The organism is Pseudoflavonifractor sp. MCC625 (genome assembly GCF_018784545.1).
GTDB lineage: Bacteria > Bacillota > Clostridia > Oscillospirales > Oscillospiraceae > Pseudoflavonifractor_A > Pseudoflavonifractor_A gallinarum.
This window is the reverse complement of sequence record NZ_WQOJ01000005.1, coordinates 40130-57844: the sequence shown is the minus strand read 5'-3', so window position 1 is coordinate 57844 and position 17715 is coordinate 40130. Positions and strand designations below refer to the sequence as shown.

General features: G+C 52.4%; 19 protein-coding genes and 2 pseudogenes. 12 read left to right on the top strand and 9 right to left on the bottom strand.

The annotated features are described in order from the left end of the window. Position 1: 1 nt before the first annotated feature. Positions 2 to 910, bottom strand: a pseudogene (locus GPK94_RS00715) (YafY family protein). A 128-nt stretch (positions 911 to 1038) separates the two neighbouring features. Between GPK94_RS00715 and GPK94_RS00710 the strand changes: the two are divergent. From GPK94_RS00710 to GPK94_RS00700, 3 genes are read left to right on the top strand one after another with little or no spacing between them, the layout of a single operon-like run. Further along, entirely contained in the window at positions 1039 to 1569 is a 531-nt protein-coding gene (locus GPK94_RS00710) for a dihydrofolate reductase family protein (RefSeq protein ID WP_215653899.1), read from the top strand. Between the two features lie 6 nt (positions 1570 to 1575). After that, the gene (locus tag GPK94_RS00705) at positions 1576 to 2325 is read left to right on the top strand and encodes a GNAT family N-acetyltransferase (protein ID WP_215653897.1); all 750 of its coding nucleotides are present in this window, start codon (positions 1576 to 1578) and stop codon (positions 2323 to 2325) included. A 9-nt stretch (positions 2326 to 2334) separates the two neighbouring features. Beyond that, on the top strand, positions 2335 to 2778 hold the full coding sequence (locus tag GPK94_RS00700) for a GNAT family N-acetyltransferase (RefSeq protein ID WP_215653894.1): 444 nt from the start codon (positions 2335 to 2337) through the stop codon (positions 2776 to 2778). A 53-nt stretch (positions 2779 to 2831) separates the two neighbouring features. Here the strand turns inward: GPK94_RS00700 and GPK94_RS00695 are convergent, their stop codons facing one another. After that, a complete protein-coding gene (locus tag GPK94_RS00695) occupies positions 2832 to 3308 on the bottom strand; it encodes a flavodoxin (protein ID WP_215653892.1) in 477 nt (158 codons plus the stop codon). A 149-nt stretch (positions 3309 to 3457) separates the two neighbouring features. Between GPK94_RS00695 and GPK94_RS00690 the strand changes: the two genes are divergently transcribed. Then, entirely contained in the window at positions 3458 to 4378 is a 921-nt protein-coding gene (locus GPK94_RS00690) for a LysR family transcriptional regulator (RefSeq protein WP_252192474.1), read from the top strand. Positions 4379 to 4566: 188 nt separating this feature from the next. Here the strand turns inward: GPK94_RS00690 and GPK94_RS00685 are convergent, their stop codons facing one another. From GPK94_RS00685 to GPK94_RS00675, 3 genes are read right to left on the bottom strand one after another with little or no spacing between them, the layout of a single operon-like run. After that, the gene (locus tag GPK94_RS00685; protein ID WP_215653889.1) at positions 4567 to 4785 is read right to left on the bottom strand and encodes an aspartate dehydrogenase; all 219 of its coding nucleotides are present in this window, start codon (positions 4783 to 4785) and stop codon (positions 4567 to 4569) included. Continuing rightward, positions 4748 to 5527: an alpha/beta fold hydrolase gene (locus GPK94_RS00680; RefSeq protein WP_215653887.1), complete on the bottom strand. Its 780-nt coding sequence runs from the start codon at positions 5525 to 5527 to the stop codon at positions 4748 to 4750. Before GPK94_RS00680 ends, GPK94_RS00685 begins: the two co-directional genes overlap by 38 nt. Next, positions 5524 to 5970, bottom strand: a complete 447-nt coding sequence (locus tag GPK94_RS00675) for a hypothetical protein (protein WP_195279174.1) — start codon at positions 5968 to 5970, stop codon at positions 5524 to 5526. The genes GPK94_RS00680 and GPK94_RS00675 overlap by 4 nt, the downstream gene beginning before the upstream one ends. A 205-nt stretch (positions 5971 to 6175) precedes the next feature. Here GPK94_RS00675 and GPK94_RS00670 point away from each other — a divergent pair, with 205 nt between their 5' ends. Continuing rightward, positions 6176 to 6580, top strand: a complete 405-nt coding sequence (locus GPK94_RS00670; protein ID WP_215653885.1) for a hypothetical protein — start codon at positions 6176 to 6178, stop codon at positions 6578 to 6580. Positions 6581 to 6588: 8 nt separating this feature from the next. On the opposite strand, the gene GPK94_RS00665 is transcribed toward GPK94_RS00670, so the two are convergent. Continuing rightward, positions 6589 to 7728, bottom strand: a complete 1140-nt coding sequence (locus GPK94_RS00665; protein ID WP_215653883.1) for a transglutaminase domain-containing protein — start codon at positions 7726 to 7728, stop codon at positions 6589 to 6591. A gap of 206 nt (positions 7729 to 7934) precedes the next feature. Between GPK94_RS00665 and tnpA the strand changes: the two are divergent. The 3 genes and pseudogenes from tnpA to GPK94_RS00650 all read left to right on the top strand — a co-directional run bounded on the left by tnpA (position 7935) and on the right by GPK94_RS00650 (position 9712). Then, positions 7935 to 8449: pseudogene (gene tnpA / locus GPK94_RS00660) on the top strand (IS200/IS605 family transposase). A 404-nt stretch (positions 8450 to 8853) separates the two neighbouring features. Continuing rightward, positions 8854 to 9000, top strand: a complete 147-nt coding sequence (locus tag GPK94_RS00655; protein ID WP_164475090.1) for a hypothetical protein — start codon at positions 8854 to 8856, stop codon at positions 8998 to 9000. 340 nt (positions 9001 to 9340) lie between these two features. Continuing rightward, on the top strand, positions 9341 to 9712 hold the full coding sequence (locus GPK94_RS00650) for a TnpV protein (protein WP_055145291.1): 372 nt from the start codon (positions 9341 to 9343) through the stop codon (positions 9710 to 9712). Positions 9713 to 9772: 60 nt separating this feature from the next. Here GPK94_RS00650 and GPK94_RS00645 read toward each other — a convergent pair whose 3' ends face one another. The 3 genes from GPK94_RS00645 to GPK94_RS00635 are packed head-to-tail and all read right to left on the bottom strand — an operon-like array spanning position 9773 to position 12985. After that, the gene (locus tag GPK94_RS00645) at positions 9773 to 11140 is read right to left on the bottom strand and encodes an ATP-binding protein (RefSeq protein WP_215632689.1); all 1368 of its coding nucleotides are present in this window, start codon (positions 11138 to 11140) and stop codon (positions 9773 to 9775) included. Next, the gene (locus tag GPK94_RS00640; protein ID WP_215632688.1) at positions 11133 to 12059 is read right to left on the bottom strand and encodes a hypothetical protein; all 927 of its coding nucleotides are present in this window, start codon (positions 12057 to 12059) and stop codon (positions 11133 to 11135) included. Before GPK94_RS00640 ends, GPK94_RS00645 begins: the two co-directional genes overlap by 8 nt. Positions 12060 to 12106: 47 nt before the next feature. Next, positions 12107 to 12985 carry a hypothetical protein gene (locus tag GPK94_RS00635; RefSeq protein ID WP_055145300.1) on the bottom strand — a complete coding sequence of 293 codons (879 nt, stop codon included), beginning with the start codon at positions 12983 to 12985 and terminating at the stop codon, positions 12107 to 12109. A 250-nt stretch (positions 12986 to 13235) separates the two neighbouring features. On the opposite strand from GPK94_RS00635, the gene GPK94_RS00630 reads away from it, so the two are divergent. The 4 genes from GPK94_RS00630 to GPK94_RS00615 all read left to right on the top strand — a co-directional run bounded on the left by GPK94_RS00630 (position 13236) and on the right by GPK94_RS00615 (position 17497). Beyond that, positions 13236 to 13445 (top strand): transposon-encoded TnpW family protein, encoded by a 210-nt coding sequence (locus GPK94_RS00630; protein ID WP_055145303.1) that lies wholly within the window; start codon positions 13236 to 13238, stop codon positions 13443 to 13445. Continuing rightward, on the top strand, positions 13442 to 15490 hold the full coding sequence (locus GPK94_RS00625; RefSeq protein ID WP_055145306.1) for a recombinase family protein: 2049 nt from the start codon (positions 13442 to 13444) through the stop codon (positions 15488 to 15490). The genes GPK94_RS00630 and GPK94_RS00625 overlap by 4 nt, the downstream gene beginning before the upstream one ends. Positions 15491 to 15573: 83 nt before the next feature. Next, entirely contained in the window at positions 15574 to 16209 is a 636-nt protein-coding gene (locus GPK94_RS00620) for a CHC2 zinc finger domain-containing protein (protein WP_055145308.1), read from the top strand. After that, on the top strand, positions 16193 to 17497 hold the full coding sequence (locus GPK94_RS00615) for a phage/plasmid primase, P4 family (RefSeq protein ID WP_055145753.1): 1305 nt from the start codon (positions 16193 to 16195) through the stop codon (positions 17495 to 17497). The genes GPK94_RS00620 and GPK94_RS00615 overlap by 17 nt, the downstream gene beginning before the upstream one ends. The last annotated feature ends 218 nt before the right edge of the window (positions 17498 to 17715 follow it).

Genomic DNA, 17715 nt, shown 5'->3' with positions numbered 1-17715 from the left:
ATCAATTCCTCCTGTAGCGCTGGGCCAGCGTTTTGATCAAATCCCCAAGTTGCTCCCGCAGTTCTTCCGGCTCCAGCAGCTCCGCCTTGTCTCAAAAAGTCAGGACCCAGCTGAGTACGCTGTCGGCATCAGGAAAGCCGCCGGTGAAGCGCAGTCTTCCGTCCGGATCCACGGTGAAACGGTCTGCGCCGTACTCCTCCACCAGCCGCCAGCGGCAGGAGGGATCAAAGCGCACGGTGACCTGATATTTCACCGGAAAGACCCGCTCCGGCTCCAGATTGGGCAGGGGAGCGGGGCGGGGAGTAAAGGGCTCGCCGGTAGAGAGCTCCGTCATGCGGTTGAGCTTAAAGAGGCGAAAATCCTTCCGGGTCTGACACCAGCCCCACACATACCAGGTGGACCAGTGGAACAGCAGATAGTAGGGCTCCACGGTGCGGACCGACTCCTCCTTGGGGGAGAAGTAGGGGAAACGGATGGTGCGGTGCTGCTCGATGGCCCCTTGGATGAGCTCAATTTTCGGCGGCAGGCTGGTCTTGTACCAGGAGGAGAGGTCAATGAGCATGTGGGCGCCCCCGTTCACCAGTCCGTCGGTCCCGGCGGACAGCTTCTCCATCAGCTGGGCATAGCGCCGGGTGCCGCTGACGCTGTCCAGGCTCCTGAGCCCCGCCAGGATGGCCTGCATTTCCGGAGCGGTGAGCACGGTACGGTCCACCCGGTAGCCCTCCATGATGGAGATACCGCCGCCAGCCCCCTGGACGGTGGCGATGGGAATACCCGCCCGGCAGAGGGACTCAATGTCTCGCTGGATGGTCCGGCGGGACACCTCGAATTGTTCCGCCAGCTCGGGGGCGGTGACCTTCTCCCGCTGGAGCAGAATGGACAATATGCCGATGAGCCGCTCCATTTTCATGCGCCACGCCGCCTTTCCCGGTTTTGTCTGTATTATAGCACAGGAACCGGACAACCGTCTGTCATGTTTCGCTTGCCTTGTGTTTTTTGGGACCATTGGGTACAATAGGAACCACGGAGGGAATCGTTATGGGAAAGACGGTGTTATATCTCGCCATGAGTTTGGACGGATACATTGCGGACGCGCGGGGCGGCGTGGATTGGCTGGCGGGCGACGGCAGCCAGCCGGATGCCCCCGGCAGCTACCCGGCCTTTTTGGATACGGTGGATGTCATCGTCATGGGCTGGACGACCTATCACCAGCTGGTAACAGAGCTCTCCCCGGACCGCTGGCCCTATGAGGGCCGCCCCTGTTATGTGGTGACCCATCGGCAGGAAGCGGACCAGAAGGACATTTTCTTCTGGAATAGGGAACTGACTGCCCTGATAGACAAGCTGAAAGGGGAGTATGGGGGCAATGTCTGGATCTGCGGCGGTGCGTCCGTGGCCGGGCAGCTTTGGAAAGAGGGACGCATCGATCAGCTGTGGCTGTCCATCATCCCCACCGTGCTGGGCAGGGGTGTGCGGCTGTTTCCGGAGCTTTCTCAGGAAGCGCCGCTGAAGCTGGTGAGAACGGAACCTTGGAACGGGATCGTGGATCTGGTGTACGAAAAGCGGTGATAGGCAATGCGGGAACCATTTATCAATCTGACAGAAGAAAATCTGGAACAGGAGCACCTGTGCTGCATCATCCGCAGTAAGAAGCCCCATCCCGGTGTGGAGGCCAAGCGGGCCTGGCTCAGAGAGCGTCTGAAAGAAGGCCATGTGTTCCGCAAGCTGGATGCCAAGGGCGTGGTGTTCATCGAGTACGCTCCGTTGGAGACGGCCTGGGTGCCGGTGGAGGGAGAGAACTATCTCTACCTCTACTGCCTGTGGGTCACCGGGGCCTTCAAAGGCAAGGGCTACGGCAGGCAGCTGATGGAGTACTGCCTGGCTGATGCCAGGGCCAAGGGGAAATCCGGCGTGTGTATGCTGGGAGCGGAAAAACAGAAGGCCTGGCTCTCGGACCAGGCCTTCGCAGAAAAATATGGATTTGAAACGGTGGACACCACGCCGGACGGCTACCGGCTGCTGGCCTTCTCCTTTGACGGGACAAAGCCCCGCTTTGCGGAGAACGCCAAGGGGCTGGAGGTGGAACATCAGGAGCTGACCATCTACTATAGTCCCCAGTGTCCCTACACCCATCAGAGCGTGGAGCTGGTGCGCAAGACTTGCCAGGAGCTGGAGGTTCCCTATACCCTCATTCCGGTGGACACGCTGGAAAAGGCCAAGGCTCTGCCCTGTGTGTTCAACAACTGGGCGGTATTTTATCGGGGAAAGTTCGTGACCGTAAATCTGCTGGACGCCGCCGCGCTGAAGCGGCTTTTGAAAAAGTAGGGTGTGTTCATGGTAATTCGAAAAGTGGAAACCGATAAAAAGCAGTATCTTGATTTGCTGCTGCTGGCGGACGAGCAGGAGGACATGATCGACCGCTATCTGGAGCGTGGGACCATGTATGTGCTGGAGGAGGATGGAGTCAAGGCCGAATGTGTAGTGACGGACGAGGGCGATGGGATTTTGGAGCTGAAAAACATTGCCGTGGAGCCGGACTTTCAGGGGAGAGGCTATGGGAAGGCTCTGGTGGATTTCCTCATCCGAACCTACAGGGGGCAGTATACCGTGCTGCAGGTGGGTACCGGGGACAGTCCCGCTACCATCCCGTTTTATCAATCCTGCGGCTTTCGCAGGCACCACTTGGTCAAGAACTTTTTCGCCGACCACTACGACCACCCCATCTACGAGTGCGGTGTTCCGTTGGTGGATATGGTGTATCTGCAAAAAGAGATATAAAAATGTGGAGCGCCAATTAAGGCGCTCCACATTTTTTCAGTATCCGGGATACGTTACAGCTTCAGCCCTTCCACCCAGGCCTTCAGTTCGGCTTCACTCAGGCGGCCATTGAGCAGCTTGCCATCCACGATCTTGGCACCGGGGGCGCTGGGGCGCAGCCCGGCCGCCGACTTGCCCAGGCCGCTGCCGCCGGAGGTGGCGAAGAGAACGATGGTCTTTCCGGTGAAGTCATAGGCCTCCAGGAAGGTGTTGAGGATGGTGGGGGCCACATACCACCACACGGGGAACCCCAGGAAGATCACATCGTGTCCGGCTATCGGGGCATCGGTGTCGGCCAGAGCGGGGCGGGAGTGGGCATCCTTCATCTCCACGCTGGAGCGGGAGCCCTTGTCCATCCAGTTCAGATCGGCGTTGGTGTAGGGAACGGCAGGTTTGATCTCATAGAGATCCCCGCCCACGGCGTTTGCCAGAGCCTTCGCCGCCTTGGCGGTGGTGCCGGTAGCGGAAAAATAAGCAACCAATGCGTTCATATGAATAACCTCCTTATGGTATGCTTCGCCTCTATTGTAAGTCCGCCGCTCAAAAATGTAAAATACTCATTTTCTATTTGCAGTTATTCTAAAAAGGCATCTTTATCTTGCGGGAGCGGGAGGGGAGTAGTAGGATAGAAGAAGGAGGGATGACCGTGGAACTTCGCGTTTTGAGATATTTTCTGGCGGTGGCCCGGGAGGAGAACATCACCAAGGCCGCGGCCCTGCTCCATCTGACCCAGCCCACCCTGTCCCGGCAGCTGATGCAGCTGGAGGAGGAGCTGGGCGTGCAGCTCTTTCACCGCAGCCGCTACCACATCGTCCTCACCGACGAGGGGATGCTGCTGCGCCGCCGGGCCCAGGAATTGGTGGACTTGGCGGACAAAACAGCCCGGGAATTTGCCGCCCGAGAGACGGAGCTGATGGGCGAGATCACCATTGGTGCAGGGGAGACCCGGAGCATGACCTTCCTCTCCCAGGCCATCCGCACCTTTCGGGAGCGCTATCCCAAGGTTACCTTCCGCATCTTCAGCGCCAATGCCGATGATGTGAAGGAGCGGCTGGATATGGGCCTTCTGGATATGGGGCTGCTGACGGAGCCGGTGGATGTGGGCAAGTATGCCTTCTGCCGGATGCGGGAGAAGGACCGCTGGGGTGTGTTGGTGCGGACAGATTCTCCCTTGGCTGAGCTGGAGGCGGTCACGCCGCAGGATCTGGAATCGGTTCCTCTGCTGGTCAGCGGACGGGAGAGCGTACAACGGGAGCTTGCCAGTTGGTTTGACGATAGTTGGGATCGTCTGCAGATCGCCGCGACCTTTAATCTGATCCTCAATGCAGCCAATATGGTGCGCTGCGGTGTGGGAGCGGCGCTGGGGTTCGACCTGAACCTGGCGTTTGATGGCCTCCGGTTCCTGCCCTTTTCTCCGCCTATGGAGACGGGAACGGTGCTGGTCTGGAAGAAGGATCAGGCGCTGACCCCGGTGGTGGAGGCCTTCCATCAGCACATTAAAAATGCTCCGTGGGCATCGGAAGGAAAAGAAACATTCGACATTGTGAACGAGTCATTTTAGCACGTGGGCGTTCGAGGAAGGATACCCACATTTTTTATTTGGAGGCTTCCATATGACCAGACAGAAGGCGTGGAAACGCGATCACACCTCCAGGTACATTCTGCGGGAATACGAGAGCTGGGGCCGGTGCGGCATGATTTGAACGATAGAAAGAACAGAGCAGATCCCATTTGGGATCTGCTCTGTTTTCAGTATTGGGTGGGGATCTCGCGCTCGCCGATACCGTAGAGTTGACGGAATTCCTCCAGATCACTGGGCGTACGGATCAGCATGACCTCGCGGAATGTTCCGGTGCGGACGTCCTGAAACCCTGCGACCTTTTCCCCGGTGCAGATGCTGGCGCGGATCACCGGCTTCTGGTTTTCCTTGTCATAGGACTGTGTCTCTGGCTTTTTCTTGAAAAACATCCTGTGCCCCTCCTCGATCCGGCGCATCTGCCGACTCCAGAAATACCGCAATGGCGGCTACTGTCTGGGCCTGCTGCTCCTGGGCAGAGATCGCAGCGGGCAGGTCCCCCTTCTGCGGACCGTAGTTGCCGAACTGGGCGTGGTTGCCGCCCTCGATTTCCACGATGTTCTCCGTGTAGTCGATGTGGTCCTCCACGCTCTGGTTGAGGGAGCCGTAAATGGTCAGTGTCTTTTCCGCCGGATAATCACCGTAGATGTAAGCGCCCATCAGAATCAGTCCGTCCACCTGGTCGGGATGGTCGGAGGTAAACTTGGAGGCCATGGCGCCGCCCATGGAGTGCCCGGCAATATACCAGTGCTGCATCTCGGGGAACTGGGCAATGACATCCTCCGCCGCATCAGCATCGAAAATCGCCATGTGGAAAGGCATATGGACCAAAATGCAGGTGACTCCGAGCTGTCGGATCTGATCCAGCAGAGGCAGGTAGGCCTCGGCCTCCACCTTGGCGCCCGGATAGAAAATGATGGCGGTATCGGTGGGATAGGTAGGGGAGAGGATGGTCAGATTGTCCTGCGCCGTGATGCCGCTGTCCTGTTCCATCACCGCAAGGGCCACATCCTCCGCCCGGTAGTAATCGGACACATACCAGAAAAACAGCCCAGTCAGAAGGACCAGGATCAGAAGAAGGATTCCTCCGGCGACGAGCCATTTTTTGCGCTGGGACCTCGGTTTTGTTTTCATGCTCCCATCACCTCGGTCAGTATATGCCCAATCAAAGCCAGGGTGAACATGATGAGAAATCCGGTGATCATCCAGCCCAGCGCCTTGGAATAGCCCTTGGGCGTGATGCAGCCCATGGCGTCCAGCTTTTGGATGGTGGGGTGCAGCCGCCGGAAGTAGGTGGCGATGGACAAGATCATGGCCACCACCGCCCACAGCTTCACCTGCTCCGTGCCGATCACCAGAATCACCGCCAGCAGGAAGAGAAAAATCAGCTTCACACCAGCCACCCAGTTTACCAGATAAGAGGCGAACAACCGCTGCTCCTCGCTCTCCGGATTGGAAAAGGCGTTGAAGACGCCCACACCGTTACCCAACCGGCTGCCGGGCCAGAAGTAGAGAATGGCCACATTGGCCGACTCCATGATGATAAAAAGGATCATTGCGATGGATAGAAAATCCATGTCTGTACACTCCTCAGAATTGCTCCTCCTGGGCAGATAGGTTCAGCCTGAAACACTCCGTCCCGGAGGGGAAATCGCACGATTTTAAAGAGAATTAAGGAAATATTTATCTCAAATGCGCTTTTATCTGCTATTGTACTCTTCAGATCCAGGCTGTTTTGTCATGAGCCCGGACGCAAGATTCAAAACGCGGGAGGATGAAAAAATGAAGACAGGTCACAAAGCTGCGGCCATTGGCTGCCTGGCAGTCGCCGTTGGATCCGCGGTCTACCGGCGCTGGATGATCCGGATGTCGCTCCGGGAGTTCACCCGATGTGCGCTCTATATGGCGGTCATGGACGATGAGATCTGCCGGAACGAATTGGAGGGGAACCAGATCGGGGACGCGGTCATTACCTTGCCACCGAAGGCAGAATCCCTGCAAGCGCGGTACCATCTCTTTCTGCAGAGCAACCGGGCCAAAAGCCGCCGGCAGATCCAGGAGGAAATCGTGGCGCTGGAGCGGCGGCTTCGAGAGTCCCGGCAGTACATCGGCCAGCCGAAAGAGCAGCTGGAAGTGGAGTTCTTCGGGGAACATGATTTCGGAGAGACCGATTCGGTCACGTTATAGCCCACATCCTATGTTGCATCGGTCAATGCGTGGATCAGTTCCTCCTGTCCGGGCCCCCACTGATGATTTTGGGTGATTTCCGCCTCTGTGCATGCAAAATACCGCCACTGTGCCTCATCTGTCATTCCGGCGTCCCAGGTAGTATCAAAGTATCGGTATTCGCCATCCATCTGGGCACAGTTCCACATATGCTCCTCCCCGGCGGCCACGCCGGTGACATTCCAGCAGGGGATCCCGGCCTCTTGGCAGAGCATGTTGAAGGCCCAGGAAAAGCCGCCGCAGATGGCGGTTCCATACTTCAGCGGGCCATATGCGGTGCGGGACTCATAGGGCAGGGCATTGGGGTCCTGATAATAGCGGGAATCATAGGAGGTATGTTCCACGATGTAGCGGTAAATGGCGCGCAGCTTCGCCTCGTCCCCCATATCATCCGTAAAAATCTGCTCCGCAATGGACTGGGTTAGATTCTTTAACTCTCTTGCCTGTGCCACACTCGGCTCCAGCGTGTCGGAATTGCCGGGGAAGGCACAGATGGCGGTGGCGTCGCTGTTGAGCATATAAAGCACATAGCCATAGCCCGCCTGCTGCAAAGCCCGCTGCATATCATCCACCAAAAGATCCGGATCAAGGATGGCGATGGGAATTTCGGTTTCTCCCAGGTGGGCATCGGCAACCTCCACCAGGTCGGCCAGACAGCGGATCTCCATTCCGCCCTCCGGCATCCCGTCCGGATAGCCCAATTTATAGGGCATGTAGCGGATCTGACAGACGGTACCCTCCGGGCCGTCCGTACAATCCAGCTGATATGCATATTTCAGTTCGGGATACTGACTCAAAACCTGACTGGACGCATTTTGCAGGAAAATAGACCGGTCCTGCAGAGACAATTCCGCATCGGAAAAGGCAAAGGTCAGTTGGGGGACCATTCCCTCATAGGCCTGTTTTAGAATCTCCGCCGCATCCTCCGGGGATGTGACCGGATAGACGCCGTCCATTGGGTCGGATGGCTTCGGTACCGGAACTTCTTCCGGTGCCGAAGTGGCGGTCGGCACACTGGTGCTGTGGACTTCCGCTGTCTGCTCGGAACAGCTGCACAGACTCAGCAGCAGGAAAAGCGCGCAGACAACGGCAATTCTTCTTTTGGACATGGGAATCCCTCCTGCAATACTCCGTGACCGTATCATAGCATAAACCCAGGGGATGGGGCAATGAACTTTCGCTTTCATACTTTTGCTTAAGAACCACTGGCTCTGCCAGTGGATAAAGAGCTTATAGCTATGGACAAAAAAGGACTCCCCGATAGATTAGAGTTAAGGTCTGCCAACCTAACCTAAAATATCGAGGAGATCTTCGCATGAAAGACATAAACAGTTTAGAGCATACGAAATGGAGATGTCAATACCATGTTGTGTTTGCACCCAAATATCGCAGACAAGTAATATATCGAGAGATAAGAGCAGATATAGGATTTGTACTCAGGAAGTTGTGTGAACAAAAAGGAGTAGAGATCATAGAGAGGCAAACGCATGTCCTGATCATATTCATATGTTGATCAGTATTCTACCCAAATACAGCGTATCGCAGATCATGGGATATTTGAAAGGGAAGAGCAGCTTAATGATTTTTGACAGGCATGCAAACCTCAAGTACAAATATGGGAACAGACATTTTTGGGCGAGAGGATACTATGTGGATACAGTAGGACGCAATAAAAAGCAGATACAGGAGTACATCAAGAAGCAGTTGCAAGAAAACAAAGACATAAAAATAATACCCCTTAAGGGGTGGCCTGAAAAAGCAATGCAGTTGGCAGACCTTTTCAGTTCCTCTTTAGGGGTATTGTCTGTATTATGCCCTTATAGGGCTTAATCAAGCCTCCGGCTTAGCCGGAGGCTTTGACTTGAAAAATGAGATTACGGGGGGTGTGTTAAAGTCGCACTCTTTTAAGGATACGGCGGTATCTGGGAGGTATCGCCGTGTCCTTTTTTATTTTTCATCCCCCTAATCTGTCAAAAAAAGTCTATCCATCCAGCGGCATCAGTCCGGCAGTAGATATGCAGTTTGGCAGTCAATAAGTGAATGTTTAATTTCATGCGATTGCGTGACTTTGTGTCGCGCAGTCGCATTTTGTTTTATCTACCTTGGGACAAGTTGTCCCAAAGTGGAGCAGGGCAGGAGGGCGGCACCTTCGGCGGTACTGCCCTCTTGCGTTTTCCCACGGGACAAGGGGGACTGTCGGTCATTGTTTCGTATCGCTCTGGAAGGAGGCCCACATGGAAGATCCCGTACCCGTCAAGGAGGAATACACCTATCAAGTCGGCAAAATCCAATTCATTGTCACGCCCGTCTACAAGGACAACGGCGAGTCCATGCGTGACATCCTGTTGAAGCTGATGCTGGCCGATCTGGAGCCAGCCTAACTGTTCCATCGACATCCTTAACACGGGTAGTCGGTAGAGGTATAATATACATAGGATGAAGCCTTGCTCGGCTGCTTGGAAAGGAGGACATAATGAAGCAGTCAAGCAAGAAAATCTCTACCGGCACAGCTGCTCTCTACTGCCGTCTGAGCCGTGACGATAACATGGACAGCGAGTCCAACAGCATCCAGAACCAAGATGTAATATGTAGAGGGTGGTTTCTACCGCCTAATACTATTACATGACTGGCGGCTCATTTGTGGTGAATTGGTCTGGCAGTTGTGGGAAAGGAAAAAAATCCGCATAACTGCTGACATTTTAGCACGAAGGGAGCATGAAAATGAAGTCTATTTTTGAAGAAATGGGCGGCACATATACGAAGGTTGGCGATTACTATATCCCCGACCTTGCGCTGCCGGAGACCGAGGAATATCAGATCGGTAAGTATGGCCGTATGCGCCGCCGCTACTTGAAAGAGCATCGTCCCGTCCTTTATGCACACTACCTAACAAGCTGCACCCTGCATGAACATCTTGCAGAGATAGACAAATCCTGCAATCAGCGTATGGAGATCATGTGCGAAGCTATGGCACGACTGGAAGGTGTGACCGAGGCACTTAAAGCTACCGATCAAATGGAATGGGTACGGCGCATGAACAACATTCATAACCGTGCAGAGGAAATTGTTCTGACGGAGCTTGTATATTGCTAAACACATGTTAGCCCCGCATCAGCATGAATGAACGCTGGTGTGGGGCTAATTCTGTATCACTTAGCTCTTTATATTCCAGTAGCCTTTTCGGTCAGACCCGATGCGCTCGATGATTCCTTTTTCCTTCAGCTCCTTCAGACGCTGAGAAACTGTTTTTCTGCTGATAGATAGCTTATCTGCTATGGTGGTAGATGTGTATGCAGGATCTTCGGAAATCAGGGCCAGAATTTGCATGGATTTTTCATCCAAGGTTTCTGTTACCTTTTCTGTTACCTTTTCTGTTACCTTTTCTGTCACCTTGTAGGTGGCAGATCGAATAACCCGATCCTCTGACGCTGTAAACTGAATCATAATATCGCCGGGATGCACGGTGTACGCAGGAAGCGGGCTTCCATCTTCCTTGCAAGCCTGACAGATTTTCTCAATACCACGTCCCCAGCTCTCGATGAAGCCGGTCAAATAATACACATTCGCAATCGCCGTGTTGTAAGGGCGGGATGCGTGTTTGGACATCAGGCTGTCTGCCGTCCAGTTGTCTGGAAGCCTACCACAGTTAGCGATATACAGCTTATCCTCATACACGCTGATCTGAATCGGAACGCCGCTTTCATATTGCTTGTGGCATAGAGCGTTAAGAAGGGCTTCACGCAGGGCAGCGTCGGGAACAAAATAACGCTCAATGCGCTGCATCCCTTCGTAAGTGATTTTCGCTTTCATATATTTCAGATGGATGACTTCAATGATCTTGTCAATCTGTTCCAACAAGGAGCCGTGAATTTCATCCTGATAACGGAGATCGGCATCATTCTCGAAAAAGCCGATTTTTGTGTATGCGCCCAGCTGCCAGCGGTCAGGGTCTTTGCAGAACAGCAGCATCGCTGCGTTGGTATAATACCCGGCATTGGTCAGACGCAGCTTTTCCATTAAATCCGCTTTGTCCTCGTCTAAAACGCTTTGGTCGATCCGGCCCTTCTTGGCGGCAAGGGTCTTGAATCTCTTGACCAACTCATCATCAATATCATCCAACGTAAATCCCGGCAAGGGCATATTATCCCACGAAGCACCACGTTTGCGTAGAATGAAGCTCTCCAGTTCTGGGCCAGAAAGGGTCTGCATGGTGCTGCCGCTTCTATAATAATAGACACCTTTGCAGTTTATGGCAACGGGATATGGTGGAACAACGATTTCCAGATATTCTTTCCCGTCACGCTCCAGCTGATTGACATCCACCACGATGCTCATGGCATTTCGGATTTTGTTTGGAACATCCTCCAGCAGCTTGCGGATATTGGGCAGGCCGATAACTTTTCCATCATCGTCACAGCCAATATAAATCTTGCCGCCCTGTGCATTGGCGAAGCCGCAAATCCATTCCAGATAGTCATCCTTCCACTTAGCTTTCCATTCTATGTTCTGATTTTCAGGCATTATTATCACCATCCTCTGATTTATTCTTTCCCCGGCTCTTATAAACATTATACTGATTTTTACACCTTGCACTGCAAAAAGCGGAGTTAGCCCGGTTACTCAGGAACACTTTCTGACACTGCTTGCACATCCGCAACGGCTTTGTGCTGTCCACCAGCATGAAGCTGAACATCATCTGAATCCCCAACAGCAGGGAATGGAAATCCCAATAGATCGTTGGCCTATCCAACAGCTCTATATGATAGGTGGGTGCAATGCCGCCAAATGCAGCCATAGACTTACGCAGCATATTCCGGCTTTCTTCCTCCATGGAATCATAGTCATTATAATAGAAGAAAGAGGTCAGCATATTAAATGCCCAATCCTTGAGTTGCTGTGCCACCCAATCGTAAGGCTCTGCATACGCCCGCTGGAAGCTCATGGTCTTTGCCATCGGCTCGTCCATAAAGGTCATGGTCAGTGCAATCATTGCCCGGTCGCTGGACACATTCCAACTGGATTCCACACCGTTCTTGACCACATCCAGCCTATCAAAGGGGTAAAACAGGGACAGATACTTCTCCGTCTCCATCGTTTCTTCCTTGATAAAATGGTTCTTTGGCAGATATACCGCCTCATAATCCATAAAGGACGGCGTGGTGGGCAGGGCCGTCATCAGGCCCAGCAGCCCATAGTGGGTAATAAATTCCAAGATTGCCTTTTCTACCTCTGGCTCAGAGCTTTTCTTGCCGTTCATCATCAGCATCCCCACATTCAGAGCATCCAGCACAATGTCCGGGGCTTCCTTGAGTGGGTTATAGACATCCGGCCTGGCATCCTTTGCCGGGGTGATGTATTTCTTCCCGTCCTTGCCTGTTTTGATTTCATAGCGTTCATACCGCACCCAATGGGAACGGGATTGCTCAAAAAATGTATTCATAACGCAAATCCTTCCTTTCGGTCATCTGCTTATCAAATTCAATCAGATCATTCGCTGTCCTTGCTGCTGCCAAGGGCAGCTTTCTTTTTCCTCGGCTTTGATTTGTTCTCCCGGAGGATAACGGCGTCCTTGCCATAGGCTTTCAGCAAAAGCCCATATTCCTCTAAGAACTGCCGTTCCCGCAGCGTTAGGCTTCCACAGTCGTTCTGTTTTTCCAAAAGGTAATCATAAACCGCTCTTTGCAGCTTCTTGTGGATATTCTTTCGGAGCTTTCTAATGTTTCGGTCTGTCTGTCCCCGTATCATACCCACCTGTATGGTGCTGTACTGCCGGATGGACAGGTAATACAGCACTTCCTTCTGATCAATGGTAAGGCTGCGTATCAGCTCAGAAATAAATGAGCTTGCAACCAACTCATGCAGTTCATAGGGGCAAGAAAAAATGATATCCAGAAAATTGCCGCTGGCAAGCTGGCGGTATCGTGGCAGATTCAAATACAGCGGAATCATCTTCGGATTGGGAACTGCCATGTATTCTAACGGAACATCTCCCCGGAGATTTTCATGGTCACGCTCCCGTCGTTCCCGATTCCGATCCAACCTGTCCCATTCGCTGACAACGTATCGAAAGTCGTCCTCTGTTCTTGCAGCATCCTCCAGCCGTGCCAACGCCTCTGCCCGTATCTGGCGCTTTAAGCGTTTTTCGCTGACAGGAGCAGCTTCTTCCTCTTCGTCCTCCAGTTCTACGGTGTAGTCCCTTGGGTTTTCGTCCTGCTCCAGCTCTCTTTCCAGCTCTAAGGCTCGTTCTTCGGAGAGGATTTCCTCTAACTGCTCGTTTTGTATCGTCAGATCGGAGGCTTCATCCCATTCGGTTAGGTCATCACCGTCATCCGGGAACAGGAGAAATGTTCTATTTTCATCTGTCATGACCTCACCTCCGAAAATTTTTTGAATTTCTTTCAAAAACAGTTCCGATTTACACCCCGGATTTCTCCTATTAGTGAGAGGGTAATCTGATAAGCGGTTATTTAGGTTACTTTTTCAACCCGTATCAAGAGAAAGGAGGACGCAAGTTGCGGTAGCTTTATGAAACATGACACAAGATGCCACCGACTTACATCAGTCGGAACCACCATTAGTATATCAAACGAACATGAATTTTTCAAGGAGGAACGCTATGGATAAAAACAAACAGGCACAGTATATGATAAGACGTATTGGCGGCACCACCTACAAGGTGAGAGTCGCTTTCAGTGAAAGTGGGAAAGAGACAATGGAGGATAAAATTTTACGAATGATACGCAACGAAGTAGTTACAAACGACGGAACTTGTGATATAATTGGTGTACCACAAATGAGCCGTCAGTCTGAAAGGAGCGCATCATGAGCATCATTCAGACTGAGGACAAGATCACCGCCTTATACGAACGACTTTCCCGTGACGATGACCAGATTGGGGATAGCAACTCCATTGTGAATCAAAAGAAATACTTGGAGGGCTATTGCGCACAGCAGGGGTACACAAACTTTGCCCATTACACGGACGACGGATTCTCAGGCGGCACATTTGAAAGACCGGCATGGAAAAAGCTGGTGGCAGACATTGAAGCTGGCAAGGTGGCTCGTGTGATCGTAAAGGATATGTCCCGAATCGGACGTGACTACTTGCAGACCGGCTTTTACACGGAGGTTATGTTCCGTCAGCATGGCATTCATTTTATTGCCATCGCCAACAGCGTGGACAGCAACGACCAGAACAGCAATGAATTTGCTCCGTTCCTCAACATCATGAACGAGTGGTACTTGCGTGATCTGAGCCGCAAGCAGAAAACCGCTATCCGTGTGAAGGGGGAATCAGGCAAGCCTACCACCAACAGTGCCATCTACGGCTATAAGAAAGACCCGAACGACAAGCACCATTGGTTGATTGACGAGGAGGCCGCCGCCGTTGTGCGGCGCATCTTCCGTCTGACCATCGAGGGAAAAGGCCCCTATGACATTGCCAGAATCCTTTTTGAAGATAAGGTAGAAGCTCCGGCGGTCTATTTTGCAAGGAAAGGCATTGGCGTTTGGAAAAGTAAGACCGAGTTCGCATATCCTTATAACTGGAGCGGCTATATTGTGGGGCAGATATTGTCTAAGCCTGAGTATATGGGGCATACGGTCAATTTCCGTTCCCACAAGCTGTCATATAAGGACAAGACCTCTATTCCTAATCCCAAGGAGGACTGGCTGATCTTCGAGAACACCCATGAGGCCATTATCGAGCCGGAAACATGGGAGCTTGCTCAGCAACTGCGGAAAACGCCACGGCGTATTGATACCATAGGCGAAGCCAATCCCCTGACCGGGCTTTTATACTGTGCGGACTGCGGCGCAAAGATGTATAATCATCGTTCCAGAGGCGGTACAGAAGGCACTCCGTATCCGTCGGATTTCTTTGACTGCTCCTCTTATACACTGGCACATCAGAAGCATGGAAAGGACTGCTGCGGGCACTATATTACCACTAAGTCGCTGCGTATCCTTATTTTAGAGACAATCCGCACTGTCAGCCAGCTTGCCATAGCAGATCGGGAAAAATTCACCGAGAAGATACGAGCCGCTTCACAGGTCAGGCAGGTGGAGGCGGCCAAAGATGCCAAACGAAAGCTGAACAAAGACCGTAAGCGCCACAGTGAGCTGGATACGATCATTAAAAAGCTCTATGAATCCTTTGCCGTAGGCCGAATTTCTGAGGAACGCTTTGACAGCCTGCTTGCTGAGTACGAAGTCGAACAGAAAAACCTTTCCGCACAGATTGCAGAAACGGAGGAAAGCCTGACGAGCTATGAGGAAGATACTGCCCGTGTAGAGCAGTTCCTTGCTTTGGCAGAAAAGTACACCGATTTCTCCGAGCTGACTACACCGATGATCAATGAATTTATTGATAAAATCATCGTTCATGCCCCGGAGCGCATCGACGGGGACAGAACGCAGGAGGTAGAAATCTTCCTGAAATTCATCGGAAAGTTTGAACTTCCTGCCCCGGAGCTGACAGCAGAGGAAATCAAGCGGCAGGAGCAGCTACGCCAGCATCGCATCAAAAGCCGGGAGCGCTATCAGTTGATTAAGGCCGGGAAGCACACCGTTGGGCAGCCTTTTCAGCTAACCTGTAAGTGCTGCGGTCAGGGATTTGAATCCAAAAGCTCGGCTGCTATGTTCTGCGGACCGAATTGCCGGGCGAAGTTCTACCGGCAGGAAGCGGCAGAAAACAGGCGGCGTGACTGCACTTGTGAAAACTGCGGTAAGACCTTTTCCACCACAAGAAGCAATGTCAAGTATTGCAGTGATGAGTGCCGATATGAGGGGCATATCAAAGGCCAGCGGGTTCGCAATGCAGCGAACAGGAAGGAAAAACTGGCAGCGGAGACAGTTACCTCTCCGGCTTAATATTTCCAATAAAACAATAAATTTTGAGGAAGCGGTTTGCCTTATATCAGGGCAAGCCGCTTTTTCTACGCAAAGGAGGACACATGAATTTATTCGAAACCGTAAAAAACAACGTCAGCCTGCGGGAAGCGGCACAGGCGTATGGCCTTGAGGTCAACCGGCACGGCAAGGCGCTCTGCCCCTTTCACAATGACAGACACCCCAGCTTGTATGTGGCAAACGACCATTATTATTGCTTTACCTGCGGAGAGCATGGAGATGTCATTGACTTCACTGCAAGGTTGTTTGATCTCAAGCCCTACGACGCAGCCATGAAGCTGGTGATAGACTTTCATCTTGACCCGGACAAGCCGCCCAGCGCAGCGGCACTCAATGCAAAGCGTATCCGAACAGAAGCACAGAAGCTCAAAGAAAACGAGCGTCTGTGCTTTTCTGTTTTATCGGACTATTACCGTTGCTTGGAGGAATGGAAAGCATACTATGCGCCGCAAACGCCGGATGAGCCAGTCCATGATTTATTCGTGGAAGCCTGCCACAAGCTCAGTCAGATTGAATATGAACTGAACATTCTCACCTTTGGTGACAGCTATGAGCGTCGGGAAATTGTACAGGACTGGATGACGGATGGTGAAATCATAGCACTAAAGGAGCGTCTGGAACAACTGCGAAAGGAGGAAACCTATGGACGAATTGAATACCCCAATGGTTATGCCGCCTGAAGAAAGCATTCCCGATTGGTATGATGGAAAACGCATCAACGAAGTGCTGTTTTGTCAGCAGTTCTTAAAAAAGCATCCCATGAAATGTGTCAGAGGAAGGCTGTTCACAGTGGATGGACTGATTGAGGACGAGGCGCAAATCGGCAATCTCATTCTGGAGGAGATCTCCGGCTGTCTGACCTCCGGGCTTTCCAAGGTGGTGGCAAATCTGCTGGCCAGTATCAAGCTGCAAGCCTATTCGCCGCCCCTGCCCATCGAGACTGACCGTATCCATGTGGCAAACGGGACACTCTTTCTGGATGGGCGTTTCACCGAGGACAAAAGCTATTGCAACAACCGTCTGAGTGTGGCCTATCTCCCCGATGCACCGCCGCCTGTGCGCTGGCTGCAATTTTTATCCGAGCTGCTTGTCCCGGAGGACATTCCCACCTTGCAGGAGTATATGGGCTACTGCCTATTGCCTACCACAAAGGGGCAGAAAATGCTCCTGATGATTGGTAAGGGCGGCGAAGGAAAGAGTCGAATCGGACTTGTAATGCGCTCCATGCTGGGAGATAACATGAATACCACCAGCATCCAGAAGGTAGAGAACAACCGTTTCAGCCGTGCAGACCTGGAAAACAAGCTGCTGATGGTGGATGACGATATGGATATGAGTGCCCTGCCCAAGACCAACTATATCAAATCCATCGTGACCTCAGAGTGCAAGATGGATATGGAACGCAAGGGTGTTCAAAGCTATCAGAGCCAGCTTTATGTCCGCTTTCTTTGCTTCGGCAACGGCGCTTTAACCGCTTTGCACGACAAGTCAGACGGCTTCTTCCGCAGGCAGATCGTGTTGACCACCAAGGACAGGCCAGCAGGACGAGCCGATGATCCATTTCTGGTGGATAAGCTGACACAGGAGCGTGAGGGCATCTTTTTGTGGTGTCTGGAGGGTCTGCGGCGGTTGATTGGGAACGAGTATCAGTTCACCATCAGCGATAGAGCCAAAGAAAATATGGAGACAGTAAAGCGCAGCAGCAACAATGTGATCGAGTTTTTGCAATCCGAGGGCTATATCCGCTTTAAGGCCGACAGCGAAGCCAGCTCCAAGGCTATCTATGAAGCCTATCTCCGCTGGTGCGAGGACAACGCACAAAAGCCTATGTCAGCAAATCGTATCAGCTCAGAGCTGGCCCAGAATGAACGGCTTTATAATGTGGAGGCTACCAACAATGTGTACGCAGCCGGAAAGCGGGTGCGTGGATTTATCGGAGTGGAGGCGATGAACTTGCTTCCTTATTAAATATGAGAACTGGACTTCAAAACTGCCGTACATGCCGTACACGATGTACGGCAGTTCTCAACTCCGTTTTCAAAAAGCTATTTTACCGCAAAATCAGCGTTCTTTATGTGCAATGTGCTGCGATTACCGCATTTTCTTGCGGTATAAACAGCGATTTGACAAAGCAAACGCAAAATCCAAAGACCAATCGGTGTACAGCGGCGTACAGCACTGGCGTT